Consider the following 25,751-nt stretch of genomic DNA (forward strand, 5'->3'; position numbering starts at 1 on the left):
CAATATACGAGGTGATATTATGCCGGATTTCAAAGAATTAAAAAATAAAATCAAACACGGAGATTTTCAGTTTGTATATGACGAACTTAAAAAATCCGACTTTGAATATACACTTGAGAACATTGAAAAAGAATTTTCATCGGTTGATAACCGAGATATGTTTTGTTATCTTCTTTACTTAATTTCAAATGAGAATACACCCAAGCATACAATTCTGTTGTGTGATTATCTAATGTATTCAGGTACATTTTTCTACAATCGTGAAACAGTAATTAGATATTTGCTCGACAATTGTCTTGTTAAAAGCGGCAATGATATCACGCTGATTGAGTGGATTTTGTCAATGTATGAATACAACCCCGATTCACCGTATAATGAGAAAGAAATTGCAAATTTCAATTGCATTTACGATTCTTTAAAATGATGGTGTTAACTATGAAAAATTTCAATTACAAAAATATTAAGTCGGTAGAAAAAATTCATTTATTTTTGTTGTTATTCATTGTAATGTCTACGATAATTAATTTTATTGTAAACTTGATGAGTTGTACCGAAAACATCTTTTTGACAAGTCTGTGTTTGCCGATTCAGTTTGTGTCAAGGTTTGTTGTAAGTCATAACCCTTTTGAAATTTCAGTTTCAATTGTTTTAATAGCTGTAACTTTAATTATGTTGTTATGGCTGTTTAAAATGTATTCATCGGATAACATGAAAAAGTGGCTTGCAAGCGGTATAACGACAATTTGGTGCTTGCTAATCGGGTCAATTATACCTATTTTGCTTGATTCCGATTTAATCGGTCAATCTGTAAATAATCTCACATATGAAGAAAAAGCAAACGAACTTCTTTTGTGCGTATGGTTCGGAATTGCTTGCTCCATTTTCTGCGGAATTCTCTTTTTTATTCAAATTTCAAAGTATGCAAAATTTATGGATAGGAAATATGACAACCCTATGAAGGCTGTTGCATATGCAGAAAAGAAAAATAAAAAGGAATATTACCATACCTTGAAAAAGCCTTTGATTTTGCCGACTGTTTATGCAATTATTCCGCCGATTACCTGTAGTTTTCTAATATATTTTGGTGTCAAGTCTGCATTCCTCATTTGTTTTATTTATGTGTGTTTAGGTATAGGTATAGTGTATCATACGGCATACAATATTTCTGATTTTATAAAATCGGAAAATCAAAATATAAAAGTAACATCAATCCAAAATTATAAATGCAAACTAATTGTAATGCATATACTGCTGATGTTGTTGTATTGCATTTCATTGGTGATAATATTACTTTGTATTTAAAATATCGAAATCAGATAGGAAGTATACTATGGGGGATTGCCTTAAAAATTTATTTGTGCAAGATCAGCTTGCAATAAGCTGATTTGTTATCATAAACCGAATTGGTATATAGTGAACTGAAAATAATCATTAAAAAGGTGATATTATGAAAAAAGATGTTAAATTATACAATATGATTTTGCCGCCGTTTATGCTGTTCTTCTTTGTTCCCATTCTTTGGATTGTATCAGCCTTAGGGAATTTCATAATAGATTCAATAGTTCTCTTAATAATTTCAATTTTTATTTACAAGAAATTCACTTGGCAATTGTATAAGAAATCAATAATTCCCGTATTTCTGTATGGATTTCTTTCTGATTTTTTAGGTGTGCTGTATCTAATGGCAATATCTATTGGGTCAGGTGCGAAATATTACGAGGGCAACGATATCGGAAAACAAATTCTTTCGGGAATATATCTTGCAACTAACCACTCCTGTTATGACAGCATCTACGGAGTTTTGTTTATTGTCAGCGGTATTCTGTTTAGCAGTATTTTTATTTTTGCTTTTAATTATCGTGTGTCATTTAACAATAAAGGACTTTCTAAAAAGCAGAAAATAATTGCATCTCTTACAATGGCAATAATAACCGCACCTTACACATTTTTGTTGCCTAAAGAGCTTTTTTATCCGTAATAAAAATATATCTCGGTTTGGTACGGCGATTGCAGTATTACAAAATACATAAAATCAGCAAATCCAAACAAACAGGCTGATGAATTCTTAAAATATTATGAAGAAAATTTTTAGTGTATGTCAAAAAGATACTGAAATATATTGAAAATGATAATGAGTGTTTTTATGTTTAAAAAAGTTGTTTGTACAATAGTGAGTACTTTGTGTATCCTTTGTTTATTATCCGCCTGTGATCCTTCGATTGATGATTATGAATCTTATAAAAATCTTAAAGTAGGAGAACATTTTTCGGTTAATCGTGATGGATATGCAGTCAAAATAAACAATACGCTTCTTGTTTGGCACAACCTTGCTGATGGCGAAAAGGATTGTGTTAAAGTCATTGATAAAAATATGGTTGACTCAAGCGGAATGATAGAAGGTGAGGATGTTCTGAACGGTTCAAAAGAACTTCTTGCTGATAAAATTAAGGATTGTTATTCTTCAAATGATTATGTTATAATGGAGTTGTTAAACAATGATACCATTATTCTGGTCGATTGCAATAACAATTTCAAATATTCTAAATTTGATAATTTGAAAAGCACAGGAATTGATTACAGTAAATTTAATTACATATCAATCGACTGATTATTTATCTTTTCGGAAAGAAATTTCTTATGAACAAATACTATTACATCATAAATCTGTTCGACTCAATAGACAGATTGTTTTTAAATACCTATAGTACCCCTGCATACTTTCTGTCAAAAATCAGTTTTGTTATCATATAAAATTAGTTTTTAATAGGAGGAATAGTTTTGAATAAGTTTAAAGCTATATGTGAATCGGTGAGTTATTTTTTTATTTTTTCATTTACACCAATAATATGTGCATTAATAATTTCATTTATATATGTATGCTTTAGTAAAATAAATTTAAATCTCCCTCAAATGTCAACCTATGTTATGGAGATAATTGCTTGTTCATTAATTATGATTATTTTTTATTTTATTCTAAAAGTAAAGAGATATGATTTTGTTGATAGTATAAAACTAAATAAAATAACTCTGCGTTCGGCATTGCCTTTTATTCTTTTAGGATTATCAGTATATTTTATTTTTATAATTCTATTAAACTTCAAACAATTTTTTGACCTAACCCTATGTAACTCTGCAAATGGCGGTAAAGCTTGTGTTTATAGGCTTTCTCGCCATTTGCTTTATGGGAAAACAACTCGCATATAGTAGCACATCTCGGTATGAAATTGCGTCCAAAAGTAGTAGAGGGGTAGTAAAACCGGCCTTTACTACTACGCAGCCATTGGGGCTGGCGCTGCTTTTGCGGCCTCAATCCGTTCCATCTCCGCCTTTGCAGATTCAAAGGACGCATGAGCATAATAGCCTAACGTCATAGTGATGGACGCATGGCCCATGAGGTATTGCAAGGCTTTGGGGTTCATGCCGGCATTGGCCATCCTTGTGCAGAAATCATGCCGGAACGTGTGGGCTGTGATGTTGGGTAGCTGCTCCTTGTGGAGCTTGTTATACTTCTTCACAAGCCCTTTCATCATGGCATTATAGTTGGCCGAAGTCTTGGGCAAGCCATTCCGATTGAGGAACAGGAAGTCCGTGTAGCCATCCACCGTGATTGTTTCCACTTTGCCGCGCCGTTTGAGTATGCGCCGGAACGCTTCATAGGCTTTCTCGCTCATGTGAAGCTGCCGGACGCCTTTTTTGGTCTTGGGCGTTTCAATATAGAAGCCTATTTCAGCGTCCCGCAAAAGCTGGTGGTCTACCAGGATTGCACGGTTTTTGAAATCCAGGTGGGTGGTGAAACCGCAAAGCTCTGAAATCCGCACTCCTGTTTCCGAGAGGATGATAAGCTCATCCGCATATTTGGAATAAACCGGGTCGCTCTGTGCAAAGGCAATGAGGCGTTCTTCCTGTTCCGGGGTAAGGATGATTTTTTCCTCACGGTCATCATCCAGCACCGTGTTCAGCGCAAACCGGAAAGGATTTTTACGGATGTAATTATCCTCCACCGCTGTGTAGAAAACCGCCAGTAAAGAACGCTGGTAGTTTTTAATAGTCTGGTAGCCGTAGCCTTTCTCGCTCATTCGGATGGCCCAGGCTTTTGCGTCGGATGGCTTTACATCCTCAATGCTTTGCGAGCCGAGAGGATCATCACCCAGCAGCTTCAGAAAGTTTTTACGGCCCTTTTCCGTACCGCGCTTGACGTTCTTTTTCAAAGAGGTGTGCTTGACATAGAGCTGACACACCGTTATTTTTTTGCCGATGGTGTCGATCCCATCGTCTATATCCCTGCGGATTTCCTTTTCTTTTTCCCGCAGAGATTTATCATCTCTCTTGCCCGCAGGGGTCTTATCGGTGGGCACCAGCTTCCAAGCATAAACAAATTGGGGCTTCCCGTATGCGTCTGTGTACTTATATGCGTATCTCCCGTCTTTTCTTTGGCTCTCTCCGGTTCTTAAAATGCGGCCTTTACTGTCGCGCCGTTTCTCTGACATAGTATGCAGCTCCTTTCCGCCCCGGAATGAGCCTTGATACGAGATACAACCTTATTATACCGCAATCATGGCCCGGTGCAAATGTGCGATTTCAGATAACGTCGAGGGAATCTATGACCTTTTCAAACTGGCGTCGTTTGATTTGGGCGCGGTTGCCGTTCATAATCAGCCAGCCCGCGTCCGGGTTTTCCTCCACCAGCTTTCGGAGTTTCTTTTCGCCAATCCGAAAATAGCGTGCGGCTTCTTCAATCGTAAGGGTATATTTTTCCCAGATAGGAACGTCTGGATAATTCATTACCGCAGCCCTCCTTTCCCGTCGCTGTGTTCTTTTCTGTGAACCACTTCATAGTCAAAGCCGGGGCGCTGGCTGCAATAGGTGCAGATGTCCCGTTTCTGCTGCGCGGGGTTTACCCTCCTCAAATAATAAGAGCCTGTACCATAAAAGTTATTGGCACAGGCCGGGCAAAGGCACATGATTAAGTTTTCGGGAACCTCCTCGATCAGCCCCACACTGACAGCCAGGGCATGGTCGATCCTGCGGATGTGCTTTTCCTCCAGCCTGCCGATGTATGTCTCCAGCCGCTTTTTATCAATGGTGCGAAGCTGCTCTAAAAGGACAAGCGAGGGCAGTTCCAGGCCGCTTTCTGCTTTTAACAGGTAGTGGGTGGGGAGCTTGGCCTTTGCGTCCACCTTGCTGGAGATGGCCGCTACAATGACGGTGGGGCTGTATTTGTTCCCTGTGTTGTTTTGGATGATGACAACGGGGCGATACCCTTCCTGTTCAGAACCGATACCCCGGCCCAGATCGGCATAGTACATATCGCCGCGCAAGTATGTTTTGTTCATAGTGTTTGACCTCCCTTTTGAAAAATTAGGCGGCAGAACCCGCCTATGTAGAGGCCGTGCAGCAAAACAGAATGAAGGCCGGGGAGAGATAAAACAATCCTCCTGTTTTCCATTGGCCTGTCCTGCTGCACGGCCCATATTTCAAAGCAAACCTATTTGTCCTCGACGCCCCGGTTCGCTGCGGGAAGTCATCAAACGGCTGGCGGCTTGCCAGCTCCACGGGGAATCGCACCCCTCGCGTGGTTCTCACGCAACCGCCCCCATTGCCTGCGACGGATCACGGCAAGAGCCGCTTCAACGCTCGGACGTTAGGCTGGACGGGAGTATCATTGTCCCCGCTGCTGGTCGTGGCCGTACCGGTAGCCATCCGGTACTGGCAGCCTGCTGTTTCTCGCTCCTTGCCGGGAAGAACAAACCAAAGACCGACTTTTCTTTTTCGGTGGAGTCTCGTTGTTTTCTTCCGGCAGATCGCCGCGCAGCCGCCGCCTGGGCTTTGGCTTTCGCCAAAGCAGCGGGAATGTGCTTGATGATTGGGTATTCGGTTTTCAAGGTTCCGGGAGAGGCCAAAAAGAACCTCTCACTCTATTTGCCGTTGAGTGAGAGGTCTGCACAACACTATTCCAAAAGTTTTTTAAGTTTTTTTAGAACCTTGATTTTCCGCACATGGACAGCGTTGCGATAAAGGCCGAGCTGTCCGGCGTATTCCCGTTCTGTCTTTTCCTCGTAGAACAGGGCATAGATTAAATCCCGTTCTTCTTTGGTGAGCTGTAAAAGCGCAGTATGTAGCTTGTCCACCGCAAGTTTTCGGAACACCACATCTTCCACGCTTTCCGCATTGGCTGCAAACTGACGGGCATTTTCTTCCATAAGCCTGTCCAGGGAATCCTCCCGGCTGGGAATAACCCGCTTAATTTCACCGTTGCTGCCATAAACCGGACGTTCACATTTCAAGTCATTCTCAAAATAGCGCATTTTCCGGTCGCCCTGCATATAGGCGGCATACACTTCATCCGTGACCTCGATAAATTGGCCGCGAACCCATATTCTTTTTTTGCCAGCGTCCACGCTGTGTACCTCCGTTTCGTCTGAATTTCGAGAAGAAATCCAGACGGACGGCGGCCCCCTGCAACATGGAAGGCTTGTCCTTCCGGGGAATGCCAGAAATCCGCATTTCCCGACAAAGAAAAAGCGCACACACCAAAAGGCGCGTGCGCTCGGCTGTTGGCTTTTGCCGGATGATGGGTAAGGCCCGGAGAAAAGAAAAAAGTCTGTCGAACAAAAAAATACCGCAATCCCCGTAAGGGCTGCGGTATGTACGAAATACGGTTTTTGTTCGGTTTTGGGCGGACAGCCGCCCGGCTTTTTTCTTTCAGGCTCCATACTATCCCCTTATGGGGATAAGCTGACAGACATCACCACCTTTCCCCATACTGAATTGTTGATAGGGGTAGTATAATGTATAAAAAAGAGGAAACAGCGAGGTTTCAAAGAGGACTTGTATAGTTTCATCGCAAGTTCAGACACGCCTTGTGTGTGATTTGTCAAACACAAACGACAAGGTGTGAGATTTGAAAAATCCTCCCGAATGTCCTCACCTTGAGAAAAGGAAAAGCGCAGCCATTCAGACTGCGCTCTGTGAATATTTAGGAAGTTGTTTGAAAGCGATACCCAACCTCACGGACACTTTCTATAATAAAAGGGTGGTGCGGATCAGCGGAATAGAGCTTTTTGCGTAGGTTTCGTACATGGTATCCTATGGTGCCTCGTTCATTTACTGTTAGAGCTTCACCCCATACCTTTTCATAGATTTGGGAATAGGTCAACACTCGTCCATTATTAACTGTCAGCAGGCATAGGAGACTATATTCCTTTGCTGTTAGGCCCACTTCTTTTTGATTACAGCGCACCAGCCTTTGGCTGGGGTCAATCTCAAGATCGGGGAGAGATAGCACCGATTCCGAGGAAAGCTCCCATTTCTTCAGCTCTGGGTGGAGCTGTAAAAATGAAAGGAAATCTTCAAAAATCTTTTTTTCTTCCTCGTTCAGTTTCATAATGATTATTTCTCCGATGGTATCACCTCCCGGTCATTTATCCAAACGGCTTCTTTCAATTTCTTAAAACTTATCTCACTAATAACATGCTCCAGCTTGCAAGCGTCTTGTGCCGCAATATCCTGGGGAACACCAGCCTCTATGAGTTGTCTGGTAAAGAATTGGTGCTTTTCATAGATTTGCTGGGCGATCTGCTGGCCCTGCTCTGTGAGGGAGAGTGTGCCATCGTCCTTTTTTATCAGGCATTTCTTTTTAGACAGTTCTTTGACAGCCCGGCTCACAGAAGGCTTTTTTACATCCAAAAACTCTGCCACGTCTACGCAGCGAGCATAACCCTTTTGCTGCTGAAGCACCAGCACAGCCTCTAAATAGTCCTCCATAGATGATGTTAAGGACATAATGGCACACCTCCTTCTGACACATATAATTACTTCATTTACACCATACCTGCTTTTTTGAAATGCTTCTTGAGCAGTTTCTTAGCGATGAGCGCGCCAACAAAGGCGCAAATTGCAACAACGACAAGCATTATGATAGCTGTTACAGGTGATACTAACGTTTGCAAAATTCCCAAATAACTTTCGCCAAACATTCCCGCATACTGCTCAAGTGTTTGATTTGAGAAAAACAAGAAGGGAATATATGTACCACTGAATGCTGCTAAAACCATATAAATGATATAACTGATCGTAAGTGTTTTTCCATTAGTGCAACCTGTTTTCCACGCGATCAACGCAGAAATAATGCCAGCAATAATGCAGCAAATTATCATGGGCGGATAAAACCCATAAATGCCTGTTACCGCACAAAAAATGAACAGTGCCCACGGTTTCTTAGTCTTAGCTGCTACAAGGAAATATGTAATAGCTGCCAATAGTGACCACAATGGGCTTACCACTAACATCGTGTAGGGAGAAAAAGATAGGAACGCACAAAGGATATAGATAACAAGTGCGCACAAAGATAAAAGAGCTGTGACGATCAAATCCTTTACTTGAAAGCCTTTTTTGTTCTCGGTTTGCATGAAATAAATTCCTCCTTAAAATGATATTGGTTGGAACGATGTCCATATGACAACCGCAAAAAGAGCAAGCATACCTATCAACAAAATACTATCTCTTAAGCGGAAATCAACTAATATATAGTGAGTTTTTTCACAAGGATAGCTGATGCCTCGCGTTTCCGCTGATGCGGATAATTCTGTCGCCGTCATCAGAAGGCGCATAAGTATAGGGATTAAAAAGCCTTCGTATGTCTGCGCCGGATGACTTACTATTCTCCAAAAAGACAATCCCACGCCTCTCGTTTTCATCCCTTGTTTTATATAAAGCACATCTTGTTTCAAAGATGGAAGAAATCTCAATATGATAGCTACTGGTATCACAATTGCTTGAGGGATATGACTTGCCTGAAGCGCTGCTATCAATTCCGATATTTCCGTAGTCTGAAATAGAATATTCAAAGCAAGTGCAATAGTCAAAATTCTTAGTAAAAAGAATGTTATCACGGAAGATAAATGAATTGGAAGGACTTGCGCTAACATAAGCAGAACGATATAAACTATTGCAAATTTGATACTTGTTTTCCAAAGTCCACTTAGCAAAGCAAACAGGCAAACGACGCCAAAGAGTAACAAGCCTGTTAAGCCTCCACCCAAAGCAAACGCCAAAGCTGATGTCAATAGAATCAACAGAAGTTTTATGCGAGAATCGTAATATACTCCATGCTTTCTCAATTTATTCACCACCTTCCTCCACCATAAAATTCTTTACGATTTTGAAATTGTTTTGTTCCGTCATTTGTAAATCATCTTTAATAATCCCTTCCTTCAAAAGCAAAGCGCGCGAGGCGGTCAGGCTGATAAACTCCAGATCATGCGTAATAATAAAGACCAGCTTTCCAGCCTCACGCATATAATTAACAGCATTGGCAACAGCGCACATATTATCCCAGTCTAACCCGCTTGTTGGTTCATCCAAAACGATGATTGGTTTTTCCGAAAGCATTGCCGCTCCTATTGTTAGTCTCTGTTTTTGACCGCCTGATAAAGCATACGGATGGCAGTCTTTGAAGTTTTCCAAATGGAGCATTTTCAAAATTTGAGACACTTTTTCATCTATGCTTGGAATCCTTTTGTTTCCTAACCTCAATTCTTCCGTCACACTGTCTGTATAAAGCTGGTGATCTGCCTCCTGCATAACAAAGTACACATAGTCGGATAATTTTTGTTGCTTCACATTCTTTCCATCAATGTAAAACGCACCTTGGCGGCAGCGAATCAAGCCAGACAGGATTTTCCCCAATGTTGTTTTCCCGCAACCATTTTCTCCAATCAAGGCAATCGTTTCGCCTTTGTAGGCTTCTAATGAAATGTTGTGAAGAAGTTCTGGCATGGCTTTATGCGAAAAGCTCAAATTTCTAATTTGGAGAAATACTTCCGAGCGGCAAATAGATTCTTTCCTTTCTATTTGTATTAAATCCAAATTTAACGGGCGAAGCCTTCTGTTGTGCATTTGGACAGCAGATAATTCTGCCATTTCCTCACCCGTTAATTCTTCGCAGATTTGACCATCCTCCATAATTAAAAAGCGATCTGCGAGTCCGTATAAGTAAAACAATCTGTGTTCTGAAACAATAATCGTGTGTCCAGCGGCTTTCAAAGCAGAAAGAATCTCTCTTACCTGTAAGATTGTATGAATGTCTAAATTAGCCGAAGGCTCATCCAGCACATAAATTTGTGGATTAAGAGTAGTCGCTGCGAGAAAAGCAACTTTTTGCCTTTCTCCACTGGACAGGGCAAAAATATCTCTGTCTTTTAGGTTCTCCATATTCAGTGACTGAAAGGCGCTGTTAACACGTTTAACGATTTCTTTATGTGGAATTCCATAGTTTTCGCAGGCAAACGCAACTTCGCTGGAACTGTTTGTAGTAAAAAATTGACTGCGGGGATCTTGAAAAATTGAAGCAATCTCTTTGCCAGCCTCACCGGCGTCCGATTCTTTTATGGAACGTCCCGATACAACGACTTCGCCGGATAATCTGCCTTCAAAAAAGCGGGGAATCAAATTATTGATACACCTGGTTAATGTGGTCTTTCCACATCCGCTCTGCCCAGTAATAACAAGAAATTCTCCCGATTTTATGATAAGCTTTACATCCTTTAGACTTTCCTGAGACTGTCCTTCATACTGAAAAGAGGCATGTTCAAAAGATATAATTGGAAATTGTTTTTTCATGGCAACACACCTCATAGCTTCCAACTGATGGATTTCTCCCTGCACTTCAAAAAAGTACGATAAATCCCTTCTTTTTCTGCTAATTCCTTATGGGTTCCCTTTTGAACAATATGGCCTTGATCAATGACAATAATTTGATCTGCCGTCCGAACAGTAGACAGCCTGTGAGCGATAGAAATTAGTGTTTTATTTTTCGTCAATTCAAAAATTGCGTCCAAAAGAGCTTTTTCATTTTCCGGGTCTACGCTGGATGTCGCTTCGTCCAAAATAACGATGGGCGCGTCTTTCAATATCGCCCTTGCTATTGAAATTCTCTGTTTTTCTCCTCCAGACAAAGTGGAACCTGCTTCTCCTATCATTGTTTCGTAGCCTTGCGGGAGCGCCTCTATAAAATCATGGCAGCGGGCCCTTTTAGCGGCCTCTACCACCTCCGCATGGGTCGCGTTAGGTTTTCCGAATTTGATGTTATTTTCAATCGTATCATTAAACAGATACACCTTTTGGAATACCATACTTACATATGATAAAAGGCTATCACAAGTAAATTCTTTTACATCGTGTCCTCCAATTTTAACACTTCCGGAATTTACGTCCCAAAATCTTGCAATCATATTACACAAAGTTGTTTTCCCTGAACCTGACGGCCCAACGATAGCACAAGTAGAGTTCTGTGGGATTTTCAAGGTGATTCCATCTAAAACCGGACGGCTGTCATAAGCGAAAGTAACATCTTTCAGTTCAATCTCATATGATTTCAGGACAATATCCTTTCCGTCTCCATCTAAAACCGGTATATCTGAGATGAAATCCAGCCGATCCAACTGCGTAGCAAGCATTTTACTCAAAAAGGCCCCGTCATTCATCAATTCCAATTCCATGAACATTAAAAATGCACAGATGATAAATAAAAGGCAATAGGGCAATGTGATAACTCCCCACAAATAGAGCAAAGCTGACAATAAAAATAACAGGCAACTTGTAATCTTAAATACGGCTTCATACAGCTTCATAATTCCGGCAGTAGAAATTGTAACCGCTATATCGCTGCGACACTTATTTTCAAAGGCTTGATCCACTTTTCCTTTTCCTTCTTTGCCTTTTCCGAATATGCGCAGAACAGAAATGCCTTTTATGTATTCTAATGCACTTCCCACCAACAATTCCTGAGCATTTTGCATATCTTCCGTATGCGCGCCGGCCCGCTTTTTTATCTGGCCCAGTACAAGAATTCCCGCTAAAATTCCTGTTAAAGCCAAAACCCCAATCTGCCAGCAAAATATACCCAACATTAGCGTCATGGCAAGCGCCTGTACAAAACCTCCTACCAAAAATGTTAGCGCAAGCATACAATTCCCTTCCAGATCGGAAATTGTTGTTGTCAATACTGTTTGTACGGTGCCGAGATTATTTTCTGTAAAATAGCCCATCGGTGCCCTTTTGAGCTGATTTCCAATCTCAAGACGCTTTTCCCGGAAAATCTCATATCCAGACGCACTCATTAGCACATCGCTTAGGTACTGAAACAAAAAGCGGCCCAAAACACTAAGTGCAACAATTCCAAATGCCTGTAAAATGACAGTCTCTGTTAAGTGTTCGATATTCAACATTACCAATAGCACAGCAAAAAATACAAAGGCGGCGCAGCAGGATTTCAGAGCATTGAAGATCAGTCCGGCAATTACACGGGGACGATATTTCCCAGATAACCGTAAAATCCTTTTTATAATTGAAAACATATTAAAATGTCCCTCCTTCCACTTGATCGGCTGAACTCACATAATCACTCCATAATCTTTGATAAAGTGGGCATTCTGATAAAAGCTCTTCCTGTCTGCCGCAGCCAACAATCTTTCCATTTTCCACCACAAGGATTTGATCAGCCTTCTGAATGGTCGCAAGACGATGAGCTACTACGATGAGGGTTTTTCCTTTTACAAGTTTACTGATAGCGTTTTGAATGAGATACTCATTTTCTGGATCAGCATAGGCCGTGGCCTCATCAAGAATAATTACTCTTGCATTTTTTAGAATTGCCCTTGCGATAGTAATTCGCTGACGTTCTCCGCCAGAAAGTTTTCCTCCTGCGTCTCCGGCATTTGTATCATATCCGTTTTCCAACTTTACAATAAACTCATGACAGCAGGCAGCTTTTGCAGCAGCTACCACCTCATCGTCTGTCGCATCCGGTTTTCCGAGCCGGATGTTTTCACGGATACTTTCATCGAACAGAAAATTGTCCTGTGCAACATAACTGACTTCACCCATCAACTGTGCGAAAGGAATCTCTTTAATATTCTTTCCGCCAAAAACAACTTTTCCTTTTGTGGCGTCCCAAAAACCAGCCATGAGTTTTGCGATCGTTGATTTTCCGGAACCGGAAGGGCCGACAATTGCTGAAACAGTACCTGGTTTGATTTCAAAGGATACATTCTTCAGAACTTCCGTCTCGTTATAAGCGAAAGAAACATTTTCAAAGCAATAGGCTGTTTCATCCAGTGCAACATTTTTTTCTGGACGTTTCAGTTCCGGTTTCTCAATAAAATCCCGTATTTGATCGAGACAGGCTTTCACCATATTAAATTGTTCAGAATATTTTCCTACTCGCATAAGCGGGGCAATAAATCCAATAGGAAGGATAATGCAAGTGATAAAATCTGACAATGGTAATGTTCCAGTCATATAAAGCCATGCGCCAATCGGAAGCGTTCCCAACAATGTTGTCGGCATTACAGCCTGAATGACTGCTGACCAAAGCCAACTCTGCTTCCACCATGCCAGAGTACTGTCATGGAAGAAGTTAATTGCACCTGTAAATTTGCTATAAGAAGCACTTCCTTGATTAAATGCCTTAATAACCTCTATCCCGTTTACATATTCAACCAGCGTACTGTTCATCGCATTCTGCGATTTCATATAAGTGGTACTTTTATTCACATAATCTTTCATCATTCCAATGTAACCCAAAAGTCCGAGGGGAATTGTAATCAATGCAGCTAATCCCATGCGCCAGTCAAGAATAAATACCAGTAGTATACAGCATAGGGGAGCCACTACATTAGAGGTTATTTCAGGCATAAAATGAGCCATCGAATCCTCTAATTTTGAAACTGTATCTGCCATCAAATTTTTGAAATTTCCGGTCGGCGTATCCAACATAATGCCCATTGGAACCCGAAGCATTTTATCTGCGATTTTGCTACGGATATTTTTCAATATTTTATATGTAGCCTTATGCGACATAAAAGAGGATTGATATGTAAGCCACAGCTTTAATATCTGCCCGCCCAAAGCGACTGCAAACAAGATACATACATTTTGAATAGTAGCTGTTTTGTTAAATAGTTCCGCGACTAATAATGACACTGTAATAAAGGGAGCCATCCCGAATAGTTCTCCCAGCGTTGCAAGAAAGGTTGAAAGATAAAGTTGCTTTTTATTATTTCCTGCATAACTCAACAATTGCTGAATGGCTCCAGTTTTCGTTTTTTTCTTCATGGAAGAATCCTCCTTAAACAGGTTAGCAAAAACTAACTATTTGGCAAAAAATAAATGGCAAAAGCCACTTATTTTAGCGGAAGCCCTAATACACCATACCAGCCATAGTGCTGGAATTTTATGATGTTTTTTACATAATCCTCCGCCTTTTCATAAGGAACATCGTGCAAAATACACTCACATAGTGCAGTAATATATCCATGCGTCAAAATGTGTATTTCTATATCGCTTGGCAGACATTTCGCATATCCCGCTTCATATGCCGCCTTTACAAATAGGGCATTCTGTTTCGTATATTGATTTGTAATTTCTTCTATAAAGTTTTCGACGCGAGAACCTTTGCTGCATTTCAGCAAGAGTTGAAATTCCTCCAAATGCTCGTACATATAGTTGACATATGTCATTGCCTGAACATATGACGCTTCAACAGAATCCCTCTCAATAGCTTCTCTAATTCCAACTTTATCGTAAGGTTCTGCATTATCCAGAAAATCTAATGTATAATGGTAAACATCTTCAATTAAGGCAAAAAACAACGCTTCTTTATCCTTAAAATGTCGATATATTGCACCTGTTGTAACCTTTGCAGCGGTAACAATATCTTTAAGCTGCGTTGCCTGAAAGCCTTTTTTTAGGAATTCCACTTTCGCACATTCCATAATTCGCTCTCTTGTCAAGTCGGAACAGTAACTCAAAATATTTCCTCCCTTCTCGGATAATCACTTTATTTAAGATAATTTAATTATCAAACAAAAGTTAGAATAGCATATTTTTGTCTTGCTGTCAAGGGGACGATGCTTTTGTTATTATCATTATGTACCCAGCCGCCTGTGCGGCTGGGCTTCTTCTTTTTTGGGGCTGTTAATAGGCAGGTGTGCCATACCCGTAAATCTCATAATATCCCACGGGGTAGCTGTTCTGGCGCACAGAATCGCCAGAGTTGCCCTCCACGGTGTAGACGCGGCCATTTTCCACCTTCTCCACAATCCCCACATGGTCGGAAGAACCATCCTGGCCTCCATCATCCCAATCGAAAAAGATGATGTCACCGGGGCGCGGCTCGTAGCTGTTGTCCTGCCACAGCCCGCGTTCCTTAAACCAGGGTACGCCCTGGGACGCGCAGGCCGCAAACTTCGGAATAACACCAGCGTCAATATAGCCGCACTCATTGGCGCACCAGCTCACAAAGCAGGCGCACCATTCCACACGGCTGTCAAAGCCGTACCAGCTCCAATAGGGCGCACCGCCCGTGTTCCCCACCTGGGAGAGCGCCACGGTGACGATCTCGCCGTCGCCTCCGGTAATGCCATAAAGCACCTGGCTCCAGAGGGAACTGTTCTCATCGGCCAGAAGCTCTGCCATCTGTTCCCGTTGATCTTCGTTAAAGCTGAACTGATTGGCCATTTCCTCCGCCGTCTTGTGGCTGACCGTGATATACAGATAGGTGCGGGTGACGGTGACTTCCGTTTCTACGATATTCCCGTTCCCATCGTCTGAGGTTTCAATGATGGTTTCCGTCTGGGTAGAGGTGCTGGATGAGATTTCATTCATCTGCCAGAAAATATCCTTTAAGAGCTGCTTTTTGGAATCGTCCATGGTGGCCACTTCCTGGGCAGCGTCCGGGTCGGTGGTGGTCTTGACGGCATACACCGCAAGCACCTCTTTCCAAACCGCCCGGCTGCCGGACATCTCCAGCACATCGTAGGTGTGGGAAGTTTTGATTTCCTCCAGCTTTTCCTCGTACTCGGCGTTGATCTCCTGCACCGCAGTCTGCATGGTCTGCCCGGTGCCGGAATCCTCCCCGGAAAAGAAAATCCCAAAGCAGGAGCCGACAATCATACCAATGAGGCAGATCACAATAATCACCAGCACCGCAACCCAGCCGCCCGCAGCGATGGCCGCAATCAGCGCCTTCGTTGCCGCTATGATGGCTTTCACCGCCGCGATGGTGGCCTTGACCGCCACCTTTGCCGCAGTCACAGCCGCTTTCGCCGCAACGCGGGCAGCATGGGCGGCAGCTCTGGCGGCCCTGGCTGTGGCCTGGGCTGTTTTTTGAGCCGTTTTTGCTGCTTGCTGGGCAGTCTTGATACTGGCTTTGGCTGTCTTTTCCGCCGTCTTGATGGATTTGCTGGCGGTTTTCACCGTCCCTTTGGCGGTAGAGGACGCCTGCTTGATGGTCTTGCGGCTCCTGTCCACTGTTTTAATGCTTTTCTTGCCCCGATCCAGGGTCTTGACAGCCCCGCGCTCCTGCCGGATGGTTTTCACCGGCTCCGAAAGACGGTCTGCGGCCTGTCTGGTCTGCCTTGCCGCCTGCTTCTCCGCTTGTTTTTTAGGCTGTTCGGCTGCGGCCTTGCGCTTCTGGATTTTTTCTTTGACCTTGGAAATGTTCTCTTTGGTGGTCTTAACCCCTTTGCGGCCCTGCTTGTCAAATTGGTGGACAGCTTCACGGGCCGTATTTTCAACCCCGGAAGAAATGCGGTCGGACGCATACTCGCCGGGGGAGCCTTCCTCTGCATACAGGCCATGCTCGCCCTTGTCTTTGGTGCGGATATATGCTTCCTTCATCCGCTCCGAAGCAACCGCAGATTTATCAATCGCCTTGATCGTCTTTTCTGCAACACTCTTTGTCTTAATGCCCTTGCCCATAGGCTTCACCTCCTTCCCAGGGTGGGCGCGCCCTTATGCGTCAAGCAGCTTTGCCACCACAACCATCCTGCCGTTTGTCCGGGAATATTCGCAGGTGGAAAGGGTGATGAGCTTGTCGCCGTATTCCGCACTCACGCCCGTATCATAAAGGGCCAGCGCCTTGCACTCGGCAATATACGCCTCAAAAGCCTCGGCGTTTTCCGCCTGGACAAAGTGGTAATACTTGAACCCCTCCCCGGAATAGGCCACCGTCTTAAAGGCGGCGATCACCTCATACTCGCCAAAGCTGTCCAGCGTGTCAAAATGGATGGTCTTGTGTTCCCGGTAGAAATCCTCGCTTTCATACCTGCACAGGTCGGAGAACATCGAGCCGTTGCTCATGTGGTGGCCGTACAGCACCAGGTTGTCGGAAATGCCAACATCGCAGTTTTCGGCCAGATAAGGCACCCCATAGCTGCTGTACGATTTGTCAAAGGCGTGCTTGAGGTAAAAATCCGGGCTGTCCTTGGTCTGCATGACAGGGTAATCAATCCGGGTGCCGGGGATGGAAACCCAGCCCACCAGGTCGCTGTTCTGGGCGTACACGTCCGCGTATTTTTCAAAGGCTGTGAGTGCCTCCGGCTCCTGGGCCGGGCTGCCTTCCACCGTCAAAGTGGGCAGCTCCACATCTTCCTTGACCAGCTCCGCCACCTCGTCAAAGGCTTCGGCGCTCTGCTTTTGGTCGAGATATTCACGGGCCAGCATGGCCCCGGAGAAAAGGAAAAGGGCGGCGCAAAAGGCCGCCCCTGCAATCATCCATCTGGTTTTCACTTTATCACTCATTTTCTTCACCCTCCTTACCGCGCCTGCTCTTTGCTGGCCGCCTGCCGGTGCGGTGCGTCCGGGGCCGCTTTCAGTTCCCGCAGCTCCGATTTTACGGATGATTTCTCACCGCTTGCTTTTTCAGCCAGACGGGCCGCGCCGCGCTCCATCCCGGAAAAGGTCTTGCCGCAGGACAGAAACAGGCCCCGCAGCCTGGCAAGCACGCCCTTGTCGGCCTCCAGCTCCTGGGCCTGCTGTACTTCTTTGCCTGCAAGGGCGCGCCCGGCGCTTTTCATGTGGCTTCCCGCCTGGTGCAGCTCCTCCCGGAACACATCCAGCTTTCCAGCGCACTGCTCCATCGCCTTGCCGGCATGAGAAAATCCGTGTTCCATGCGTGAGAGAACGGCGGGGATACGCAAAGCCTGCACCGCATGGCGCAGGGCAGCGCGCCCCTTTTCCTGAAAGGTCTGCACCATGCGCCCGGCAGAGGAAATGAGGTTTGCCTTGGCGGTGGAAACCATCGCTTTTACCTGCTGGATTTTCCCCTCCGCCGCCGTTGCAAGCTGGACGCATTTGGCCCGGATTCCCTTGTCATGGAGCTTGCCAACCTCCAAACGGATTTCTTTCATTTCCTCCATCATCTGCGACAGCTTATCCTCCATGCCGTCGATATACCCCACCAGGGCCTGCACTTCTTCCTTTTGCTTTTGAAGGTTGTTTTTCTCCAGCACGGAGAGAAGCTCGATGATCTGGGGATGTTCCCCCAGCGTATAGGTCAATTCAGCCATATTTCATTCCTCCCATCTAAGAATCATCGCGCCGGTTCCGCCTGTTTTTTGGCAGGGGGCAGCTCCCGGCAGTATTCCGGGTAACGGATTTTCATACCCTCCATGAAATAGGGGGCAAATTCACAGCAGAACAGATCCTCCGGGGAATAGGCGTTGCTGTGTTCCGGTTCGGTGTAGCCGTTCCAGAGGTTGAAGGCCAAACGGCACACCCGGACGGTGCCGCTGGTCTGCCAGCCTCCGTGCATACCCTCCGGTTTGATACAGTCCTGCTTGAAATCAAACATCTGGCGGATGTTGGCCCGTGTTTCCGGGGCAATCCCCATGACATAAAAGAAAGACTGGTGATAGCAGTCGTTTTTCCGTGCCTCATCCATCATCCGAAAAAAGAAATCGCGGTGTTCTGCGGACGCAAAGCGGATATTGAGCCTGCTCATACCAAAACCTCCTCGCCGCCGAACACGCCCTCACCGGGCTTGGTGGTCATCAGGGCATACAGCTTTGTGTCGCGCGGGAAGCGGTTGACAAAAGGCACCAGGGCGCTGCCGTAGCGGATGAGGCCGCAGCCTGCGTCCGCGTTGGTAACATAGCTCATCTGCTCTCTGGAGATATTGAGGAGCTTCGCCAGCTTTTCCCGGTCGGACGCGGCTTGGCTCAACATCACAAGAAACTCGGAGTTGGAAAGCATGGTGCTGGCCTGCACGGAATCCAGCAGATACTCCACATTCTGAGTGATAGCCGTGGGGTAGGCCCCGCGCTTTCTGAACTGCCGCCATGCGCTGTTGAAAAAAATACCGCTCTGCTCATTTTCAAACATCACATGGAACTCGTCGATAAAGACGTGGGTGCGCTTACCCCTTTTCCAGTTGAGAGTCACGCGGTTCAAAATCGTGTCGGTAATAACCAGGGAACCGGCGGGCTTGAGCTGCTCGCCCAGGCCATGGATGTCGAACACCACATAGGGCTTGCTTAAATCCACCGTACTGTCGCGGCCAAAGATGTCCAGGGAGCCGGTGGTGTAAAGCTCCAAAGAAAGGGCGATCTCCTTCGCCTTTTCCTCCGGCTGCTCCAGCAGCTTTTGGCGCAGGTCGCAGAGGGTGGCGGCCCGGCCCTCTTTTTCCGCCTCCGGGTAAACGAGGGCGGTGCAGCGGTCGATGATGGATTTGTGCTGCGGCCCCACGCCGCGCTTGTCGATCTGCTCGATGAGGGACATGACAAACTGCGACTTCTCTACAATGGGGTTCTGTTCGCCGTAGCCTTCCACCATATACATGGAATTGAGCTTGTCTTTGCCGCCTGCCACCAGGTGGGCCACCGTAGCCTTTTCACGGCCCAGGGCTTTCACCAGCGCGCCGAACTCGCCCTCCGGGTCACAAATAAGGATTTCATCATCGGCGTAATTGGGATGGAGCATAAGAAAGGCGATCAGCTCTTTCACCGCAAAGGATTTTCCCGCGCCAGGAACGCCCAGGTAAAAAGCCGACTGGTTTAACAGGTTCGCCTTGTTGCACATGATGAGGTTGTGGGAAATAGCGTTCTCCCCAAAATAAATGCCGCCCTTGTCCTGGATTTCCTGCACCTTAAAGGGGATGAACACCGCCAAACTCTCGGTGGTGAGGGTGCGGAAGGCGTTGATTTTGCGCACCCCGATGGGCAGGGCCGTGTTGAGGCCGTCAATCTGCTGGAACTTGAGAACCGCAAGCTGGCACATGTGCTTTCTTGCCACGGAAAGCACCGCCTCGGTGTCGCTGTCAAGCTGTTCCTTCGTGTCGGCGGTGATGGCCAGGGTAATCACCGCAAACATCATGCGCTGGTCGCGGGTGGTGAGATCATCCAGAAACTCCTTGCTCTCTTTGCGCTGAAGCTCCATGTCATAAGGCACCACGGCAGAAAAGTTGTTATTGGCGTTCTGGCGGCGCTGCCAGTTGGTGATGTTCGTCTCCACGCCCAGGAGCCTGTTTTCCACCTCCCGCACGGCCTCGTCGGTCGGCACCGGCACAATGTCGATGGAGAACATCAAATTGCGGTTGAAATCCGTCAGCTCCGTCACCATGTTGTCCTTGATATAGCTGGCATAGTCTTTGAGGAACAGCACCCGGCAGAACTTATCGCCCAGCTTCACATAGTCGCTGTTCTTCTCTATGCTGTCCGGGCAGATATAGTCCTTGAAGTCGTGGCCGCGTTTTGCCATAGCCGCCAAATCAAAGAAGAACTCTGCCTCCTCGCCCTGGCGGTAGAAGTCGTGCAGAATACGCAGCCTTTCAGAAGCGTCCAGCTCCACGCACTTGGAACCCAGGGCCGCAAAGTGGGAAATGAGGTCGGCCCCCACGCGGGAAAAGTAGGCGCGGGCCTCTTCCACGTCTTTCTTCACCACGGAGATGGTGATATATTTCTCCTGAGTGATTCCATTGGCCCCGGTGGCCTTATCCAGCAGCATTTGATTGTATTCCCTGCGGTACTCGTCCCGAAAGTCCTCCTGCATAGGCATGAGGATGGAGTTTTCAAAGTTTGCCTTATTCGTTCTCCGGTTATTGATGGTGATTTTCGTCACCGCCCCGGAATCCAGAGAGTTGAGAAGCTCCGAATAGATGAGAAACATACTCTCTTTGTCCTCGCGGCTTGCCACCAGATAATTGATGTCGCTGAACCGATAGCTTTTGGAAAACTTGTTTCCAGTCGAAAAAATGCCGTCCTGCCAGATACGGCGGACGGGGATCACATCCTGCACTTTCCGGGGCACGGTATATCGCTCCTTGTCCTGCTTGGACATGATTTTTAAGGTCTTAATCATGGTTGGCCTCCTTCCGCTTGTGAAAGTGTTTCGGCTCTTTGGGCTGCTTTCTGACGGGCCGCCCGGTCTGCCGCCCCTCGATCACGTCTTTCAAAGCAGCATAGTAATAGTTGCCGTCCTCAAACTTTATCTCCTTTGGCTCCAGCATTTCCGAGCGCAGCCACGCCCAGATGAACTGTTCCGCCGTCATGCCATGGTAGGTGATGAACCCCAGCATGGCAAAGGGGGCCGCGCCCAAAATGCAAACCCAGGAAAGGGTTTCCACGCCAAAGTAAGGGCGCAGGAGAAAGTAAAGGCCCACGGCCACGCCGCAGGCTAAGATGGAAAAAATGAACTGCCGCATACTCAAGCCGAAAAACATGGATTCGGTGTAGTTGCGGATTTCGCGGTTGATCTTGACTTCCAAAATGCCACCTCCCGTTATCGTTCCAACTCTTTTTTCTGCCTGCCCTGCGCCCCTCTGGCAGCCTGCCGGTCATAGAGCTTCATCACGTCCATGCCGTCATAGTCCGCCAGACGGGCCAGTTGCTCCCTGGTAACGCCGTGCTGCTTGCAGTAGTGCAGATAGCCCTGCATACCTGACTGGTGTTCGATCTCGCCCTGTAAATCTTCGATTTCATACCAGGCGCAGGCATGGGCCTCCGGCGACATACAAGCCAGGGAATACCCTTGCTCCAAAGGCTCAAACAGGTCGGAATCGTAGGTGAAGCACTCGCCGTAATGCGCAAAAGGCCGGTCGTTTTCCAGCAGCGGATGGAACCGCACCAGATCGTCCTCAAAGGACGCATAGGCTATCACGTCCTCTGGGGAAGCCTTGCTTCCCTTGACCAGCAGATAGTCGATTTTGTAGTTTTCCTCATCCGGCACGTCCAGCCCCCGGTTCCATTGATAGGGTTCAGTGCGCTTTAGGGCGCGCTCGGCAAGCCTCATCAGCTTTTCCTTGCTCATGTTCAAAACATATTCCTCCATTTCTTAACGCTCCCGGCCTTTTTGCCGGGAAGATTTCTGAAACAGCCGAGAGGCAGCTTCTTTCCGTTCCTCCAGCCGCGTCATTTTCCATTCTTCTCGCAGCGTCTTAGTTCTTTCGGGCTGTTCACCGGGGAGAAGATAGGTTTTCCCGTTCCGCTCGGCGGTGTGGGTGGGATAGCCCATGACCTTCAGCGCCTTCTGCACCTCCAGGGCGTGTTCCGGCCTGGGCTGGCAAACGCCCAGACTGCGGTAGATCTGAAACTCGCCGTACCACGGCTCATTTTGAAAGTTGTCGGCGCGGAAGAACACATCCTCCCGGATGTCCGCAAGAGGCGTTTCCAGCACCTTGCGGCAAACCTCGTTTCTTGTATCATCCATTGACTTTTCCTCCTTTACAGGCCCATCATCTCGCGCACCACGCGGTCGGCCATTTTCACCGCGCCCACAAGCACCAGCATGTTGAACAGCAGCTCGCCCACATAGCTCCAAACCTGGGTGACTGCCGCCGCATTGGGGTCAACCGCAGGGGGCGAAGCCGCAAACAGCGAGAAGATAATGCAGGCCAGCACGATGATCGCCCCCTCCAGGCACACGGCGGCATAGCTTTTGATGAAGCTCTTGCCCACGTTCTGGCTGGGTTCCCCGCCAAAGGTGGAGAGGGGCACCGGCGCGATGGCCGTGTATAAATAGAGCTTAAAAAACCGCCCGTAGACGGTCATAATCATAATGAAGCTGAGAACCGTGATGAACAGCCCGCCGATGAGCGTCACCGCCCACAAAGGGATACTCTCAAAAAATCCGCAGCTTTCCACCGCCGTGACGATCTCCTGGGGGAGAACCGTCTGCTGTGCGGTTCCAAAGCCCGCCGCGTTCATAATGGTGGAGACAAGGCCCTGGACAATGTTGAAAAGGGCCATCATCAGCTCCAGCCCATAGGTCACGACACCCTTGGCAATGGCAAACCGGATGAACAGCTTTAAGGCGTGTTCCGGCTTCTTCACTTCTGCGAAGCTGCCGCAGGTTTTCACAATCCCGATGACAAAGAACAACACCAGAAGCGCCAGGCCGATGGCCCGCACCGCGTCGTGGATGTTGACGATCACGCTCCAGATCGTGCCGCCCTTAAACTGTTCCGGGCTTTGGGTGATGAGCTGCCAGATTTCAGACAGGTACTTGTTCCAGGTGTCGAGGGCGTTTTGCAGGTTTTGCACAACCCAGTTATCGGACATTCAAAGACCTCCTTTCCGGCAGAAACAGGGGCAGGCCACCATTGACCTGCCCCCATGCCGCCGTTTTTCATCAGCCGGTAATCAGGGTCAAAATCTCCTTGGCAAAGGTAATCACAACGCCGCCTGCCAAAGTGAGGAAGCCGTTGGCCCTCTGGCTGGGGTCGTGGGATTTGAGGGACAGGCCGATCTGCACCACGCCGAAGCCCAGCAGAATCATACCGATGGCCCGGATGAGGCCGAAAATGAAGTCGCTGAGGTTGTTGATAACCGTCAAAGGGTCGCTGGCGGCAAAGGCCGTGGTGGTGCAGCAGCACAGCATAAGCACCAGGGCCGAGTAGGCCGTGAGGGCGCTTTTGCTCTTTTTGCCCATGGGCAGGCTGCGGGTTTCCTTGTTCTTGTTCTCCTTGTTAAACAGTCTCATTTTGCTTTTCCTCCTTGAATTGAAAGATTTTCTCCATGTCCTCGTCGGACAGAAGCTCACAGGTCACATCCGGCTCCTTGAGATTGGCAAGGTCGCCGGGGGTAAGGCGGCTGATGGTCAAGCCCGCCACCGCGTTTTCCGTGCCGCCGTGGGTATAGGCCGGTGCGCCGCCATCGGTGGTGTATTTCACGTTGGGGTGCTTTAGCAATTCGTACTTTTCATCCATCAGCGGCGGTTCCCCACGGATAAAGAGCAGGGCCAGCCGGTTGTCCAGCATACGCACCTCGTCCGGGGTCAAAAGCTCCCGGCCCGTGATCTGGTTGTTGGTGGAGTAGCTGCCGGAATGGCCGGTGCTTTTCCCGTAGGTGTCCAGCCAGAGGGTGCTTTTGCCCAGATAGCTTTCCGAGATGAGCTTGTGGGTGGACGATTCGTTGCCGCCCAGGTACAGAAATTCATCGCAGTTGCCCATGATGGATTCCCATTGCTTTTCATACAGCGCCTTGAGCTGGGCGATGTTCTGGATGATGATGGAAACCGAGATGTTTCGTGAGCGCATGGTGGCCAGCAGCTTGTCAAAATCATCGGGTAATGAAACGTTGGCGAACTCGTCCATCAAAAAATGCACCGGCACGGGCAGGCTCCCGCCATGCACCCGGTCGGCGGAATAAAACAATTCCTGGAAGGTGCTGGCATACAAAAGGCTCACTAAAAAATTGAAGCTGGCGTCGTTGTCCGGGATAAGGGCAAACAGCGCCACCTTCTTTTCCCCCAGGCTGGCAAGCTCCAGCTCGTCGGTAGCCGTAAGGGCCGCCACGGATGAAAGGTTGAACTTCTCCAGCCGCGAGGCAAGCGTGATCTGGATGGATTTTAAGGTCTTGGCGCTGCCGGAGCGGTAGTCCTTGTAATACTTCACCGCGATGTGGTCGGGGGAGCGCATTTCCAGCCGTTCAAACAGCTCGTCCAGCGGGGATTGATAGCTGTCGTCGTCCTCCCGCACCTCACCGGCACGCAGCATTTCCATGACCATCGGGAAATTTCGCTCGTCCTCCGGGGCCTCGTAGTGGAGATAAAACACCAGCGCCATGAGAAGCATGGAAGCCGCCGTATCCCAGAAGGGGTCGTTTGACTGGCTCCCTTTGGGGGTGGTGGCTTTGAACAGGTTCGTCACCATCTTCTGCACATCGTTGTCGTTTTTCAGATAGGCAAAGGGGTTGTAGCAGTGGCTTTTGTTCATGTTCAAAAGGTCAACCACCCTGATCTCATAGCCCTGCCGTTCCAGCAGGCCGCCGCAGTCCCGCAGCAGCTCTCCTTTGCAGTCCAGGATGAAAAAAGAGGTGTTGGCCTGGCAGATATTGACCTTTGCGTAAAAGCGGCTTTTTCCCGCGCCGCTGCCGCCGCAGACCAGGGTGTTTAACGTCCTGCGGTGCTTTTTCCCGTCCAGCCCCATGCGGACGTGCTGGGTAAAAATGCGGTTTTGAAACGGGTTTTTATCCCGGTATTTCCGGTTCACGGCCCGCGGATCGCCCCATTTGGCGGAGCCGTGTTCCTCGCCCCTGCGGTAGCTGCGCCTGGATGAGAGGTAAATGCCAATGCCCAGCCCATAGGCGGCAATAAAAATGAGGACAGCTTTTGCACTGTCCTCACACCATACGATTTGAAATGGGTCGTTCATCGCCGCAGGCAGGGCCTCCAGGATTTCGGAAAGCCCCCCGGAAAGAGAGGGGGCAACGAGCAGGGCAAGCCAGACCGCCGGGATCAGCCCCAGGGCATAGAGCCAGGGGCCTCCCGTTTTGTTATCGGGCTTCATCCCGCCGCTTCGCTTTCCTGTCTTTTTGGGATGGGGCGTCAATGGTTTTGAGAAGCACGTCCTCCACCGGGCCGGGGTCGCGCTGTTCCTCCAGCAGATCGTTCCGCAGTTTGTTGAGGGCGCGGATCATAATGCCATGCTCGTATCTGTCCAGCGTGAGGACAACCTTTTCCTGTCGTTCCATTCA

General features: G+C 47.2%; 29 protein-coding genes. 5 read left to right on the forward strand and 24 right to left on the reverse strand.

The window, feature by feature from the left end:
* The first annotated feature begins 19 nt into the window (after window positions 1–19).
* The 5 genes from WMO31_RS02090 to WMO31_RS02110 all read left to right on the forward strand — a co-directional run bounded on the left by WMO31_RS02090 (window position 20) and on the right by WMO31_RS02110 (window position 3,204).
* Complete coding sequence (locus WMO31_RS02090; protein WP_367999122.1) at window positions 20–424, forward strand: hypothetical protein; 405 nt, start codon at window positions 20–22, stop codon at window positions 422–424.
* A gap of 11 nt (window positions 425–435) precedes the next feature.
* The gene (locus WMO31_RS02095) at window positions 436–1,302 is read left to right on the forward strand and encodes a hypothetical protein (RefSeq protein ID WP_367999123.1); all 867 of its coding nucleotides are present in this window, start codon (window positions 436–438) and stop codon (window positions 1,300–1,302) included.
* 379 nt (window positions 1,303–1,681) lie between these two features.
* The gene (locus WMO31_RS02100) at window positions 1,682–1,978 is read left to right on the forward strand and encodes a hypothetical protein (protein WP_146135591.1); all 297 of its coding nucleotides are present in this window, start codon (window positions 1,682–1,684) and stop codon (window positions 1,976–1,978) included.
* Between the two features lie 165 nt (window positions 1,979–2,143).
* Complete coding sequence (locus WMO31_RS02105) at window positions 2,144–2,608, forward strand: hypothetical protein (RefSeq protein ID WP_117950393.1); 465 nt, start codon at window positions 2,144–2,146, stop codon at window positions 2,606–2,608.
* 170 nt (window positions 2,609–2,778) lie between these two features.
* Entirely contained in the window at window positions 2,779–3,204 is a 426-nt protein-coding gene (locus tag WMO31_RS02110; RefSeq protein ID WP_367999124.1) for a hypothetical protein, read from the forward strand.
* Between the two features lie 65 nt (window positions 3,205–3,269).
* Here WMO31_RS02110 and WMO31_RS02115 read toward each other — a convergent pair whose 3' ends face one another.
* From WMO31_RS02115 to WMO31_RS02230, 24 genes are all read right to left on the reverse strand, one after another.
* Window positions 3,270–4,487: a site-specific integrase gene (locus tag WMO31_RS02115; RefSeq protein ID WP_257352685.1), complete on the reverse strand. Its 1,218-nt coding sequence runs from the start codon at window positions 4,485–4,487 to the stop codon at window positions 3,270–3,272.
* A 91-nt stretch (window positions 4,488–4,578) separates the two neighbouring features.
* Entirely contained in the window at window positions 4,579–4,782 is a 204-nt protein-coding gene (locus WMO31_RS02120; protein ID WP_257352684.1) for an excisionase, read from the reverse strand.
* Complete coding sequence (locus WMO31_RS02125; RefSeq protein WP_367999125.1) at window positions 4,782–5,333, reverse strand: type II toxin-antitoxin system PemK/MazF family toxin; 552 nt, start codon at window positions 5,331–5,333, stop codon at window positions 4,782–4,784. Before WMO31_RS02125 ends, WMO31_RS02120 begins: the two co-directional genes overlap by 1 nt.
* 615 nt (window positions 5,334–5,948) lie before the next feature.
* Window positions 5,949–6,713, reverse strand: coding sequence for an RNA polymerase sigma factor (locus WMO31_RS02130; protein ID WP_257352683.1), 765 nt, complete (start codon window positions 6,711–6,713; stop codon window positions 5,949–5,951).
* Between the two features lie 263 nt (window positions 6,714–6,976).
* Window positions 6,977–7,384: a winged helix-turn-helix domain-containing protein gene (locus tag WMO31_RS02135; protein ID WP_257352682.1), complete on the reverse strand. Its 408-nt coding sequence runs from the start codon at window positions 7,382–7,384 to the stop codon at window positions 6,977–6,979.
* A 5-nt stretch (window positions 7,385–7,389) separates the two neighbouring features.
* Window positions 7,390–7,782: a metal-dependent transcriptional regulator gene (locus WMO31_RS02140; protein ID WP_257352681.1), complete on the reverse strand. Its 393-nt coding sequence runs from the start codon at window positions 7,780–7,782 to the stop codon at window positions 7,390–7,392.
* 38 nt (window positions 7,783–7,820) lie between these two features.
* Window positions 7,821–8,408, reverse strand: coding sequence for an MptD family putative ECF transporter S component (locus WMO31_RS02145; protein ID WP_257352680.1), 588 nt, complete (start codon window positions 8,406–8,408; stop codon window positions 7,821–7,823).
* A 15-nt stretch (window positions 8,409–8,423) separates the two neighbouring features.
* Entirely contained in the window at window positions 8,424–9,119 is a 696-nt protein-coding gene (locus WMO31_RS02150) for an energy-coupling factor transporter transmembrane component T family protein (protein WP_367999126.1), read from the reverse strand.
* A gap of 1 nt (window position 9,120) precedes the next feature.
* Window positions 9,121–10,620 (reverse strand): ABC transporter ATP-binding protein, encoded by a 1,500-nt coding sequence (locus WMO31_RS02155; protein WP_257352678.1) that lies wholly within the window; start codon window positions 10,618–10,620, stop codon window positions 9,121–9,123.
* 11 nt (window positions 10,621–10,631) lie between these two features.
* The gene (locus tag WMO31_RS02160) at window positions 10,632–12,356 is read right to left on the reverse strand and encodes an ABC transporter ATP-binding protein (protein ID WP_257352677.1); all 1,725 of its coding nucleotides are present in this window, start codon (window positions 12,354–12,356) and stop codon (window positions 10,632–10,634) included.
* 1 nt (window position 12,357) lies between these two features.
* Window positions 12,358–14,115: an ABC transporter ATP-binding protein gene (locus WMO31_RS02165; RefSeq protein WP_257353374.1), complete on the reverse strand. Its 1,758-nt coding sequence runs from the start codon at window positions 14,113–14,115 to the stop codon at window positions 12,358–12,360.
* A 68-nt stretch (window positions 14,116–14,183) separates the two neighbouring features.
* Window positions 14,184–14,774, reverse strand: coding sequence for a TetR/AcrR family transcriptional regulator (locus tag WMO31_RS02170; RefSeq protein WP_257352675.1), 591 nt, complete (start codon window positions 14,772–14,774; stop codon window positions 14,184–14,186).
* A gap of 202 nt (window positions 14,775–14,976) precedes the next feature.
* On the reverse strand, window positions 14,977–16,761 hold the full coding sequence (locus WMO31_RS02175) for a CHAP domain-containing protein (protein ID WP_257352674.1): 1,785 nt from the start codon (window positions 16,759–16,761) through the stop codon (window positions 14,977–14,979).
* Window positions 16,762–16,794: 33 nt separating this feature from the next.
* Window positions 16,795–17,583 carry a class B sortase gene (srtB, locus tag WMO31_RS02180; protein WP_257352673.1) on the reverse strand — a complete coding sequence of 263 codons (789 nt, stop codon included), beginning with the start codon at window positions 17,581–17,583 and terminating at the stop codon, window positions 16,795–16,797.
* Between the two features lie 14 nt (window positions 17,584–17,597).
* Window positions 17,598–18,350 (reverse strand): DUF6674 family protein, encoded by a 753-nt coding sequence (locus WMO31_RS02185; RefSeq protein WP_257352672.1) that lies wholly within the window; start codon window positions 18,348–18,350, stop codon window positions 17,598–17,600.
* Window positions 18,351–18,373: 23 nt separating this feature from the next.
* Entirely contained in the window at window positions 18,374–18,784 is a 411-nt protein-coding gene (locus WMO31_RS02190; RefSeq protein ID WP_257352671.1) for a DUF6075 family protein, read from the reverse strand.
* The gene (locus tag WMO31_RS02195) at window positions 18,781–21,138 is read right to left on the reverse strand and encodes a VirB4-like conjugal transfer ATPase, CD1110 family (protein WP_257353373.1); all 2,358 of its coding nucleotides are present in this window, start codon (window positions 21,136–21,138) and stop codon (window positions 18,781–18,783) included. The genes WMO31_RS02190 and WMO31_RS02195 overlap by 4 nt, the downstream gene beginning before the upstream one ends.
* Window positions 21,131–21,544 (reverse strand): PrgI family protein, encoded by a 414-nt coding sequence (locus WMO31_RS02200; protein WP_257352669.1) that lies wholly within the window; start codon window positions 21,542–21,544, stop codon window positions 21,131–21,133. The genes WMO31_RS02195 and WMO31_RS02200 overlap by 8 nt, the downstream gene beginning before the upstream one ends.
* Before the next feature lie 14 nt (window positions 21,545–21,558).
* Window positions 21,559–22,107, reverse strand: coding sequence for a hypothetical protein (locus WMO31_RS02205; protein WP_257352668.1), 549 nt, complete (start codon window positions 22,105–22,107; stop codon window positions 21,559–21,561).
* A 3-nt stretch (window positions 22,108–22,110) separates the two neighbouring features.
* Window positions 22,111–22,485, reverse strand: a complete 375-nt coding sequence (locus WMO31_RS02210; RefSeq protein ID WP_257352667.1) for a hypothetical protein — start codon at window positions 22,483–22,485, stop codon at window positions 22,111–22,113.
* Window positions 22,486–22,499: 14 nt separating this feature from the next.
* Window positions 22,500–23,336 (reverse strand): VirB6/TrbL-like conjugal transfer protein, CD1112 family, encoded by an 837-nt coding sequence (locus tag WMO31_RS02215; RefSeq protein WP_257352666.1) that lies wholly within the window; start codon window positions 23,334–23,336, stop codon window positions 22,500–22,502.
* Window positions 23,337–23,406: 70 nt separating this feature from the next.
* The gene (locus tag WMO31_RS02220) at window positions 23,407–23,757 is read right to left on the reverse strand and encodes a glutamyl-tRNA amidotransferase (RefSeq protein WP_257352664.1); all 351 of its coding nucleotides are present in this window, start codon (window positions 23,755–23,757) and stop codon (window positions 23,407–23,409) included.
* Window positions 23,744–25,564 (reverse strand): VirD4-like conjugal transfer protein, CD1115 family, encoded by a 1,821-nt coding sequence (locus WMO31_RS02225; RefSeq protein ID WP_257352663.1) that lies wholly within the window; start codon window positions 25,562–25,564, stop codon window positions 23,744–23,746. Before WMO31_RS02225 ends, WMO31_RS02220 begins: the two co-directional genes overlap by 14 nt.
* Window positions 25,551–25,748 carry a hypothetical protein gene (locus WMO31_RS02230; RefSeq protein WP_367999127.1) on the reverse strand — a complete coding sequence of 66 codons (198 nt, stop codon included), beginning with the start codon at window positions 25,746–25,748 and terminating at the stop codon, window positions 25,551–25,553. Before WMO31_RS02230 ends, WMO31_RS02225 begins: the two co-directional genes overlap by 14 nt.
* Window positions 25,749–25,751: the final 3 nt, after the last annotated feature.

It is taken from the genome of Ruminococcoides intestinale, assembly GCF_040095935.1.
Classification (GTDB): domain Bacteria; phylum Bacillota; class Clostridia; order Oscillospirales; family Acutalibacteraceae; genus Ruminococcoides; species Ruminococcoides intestinale.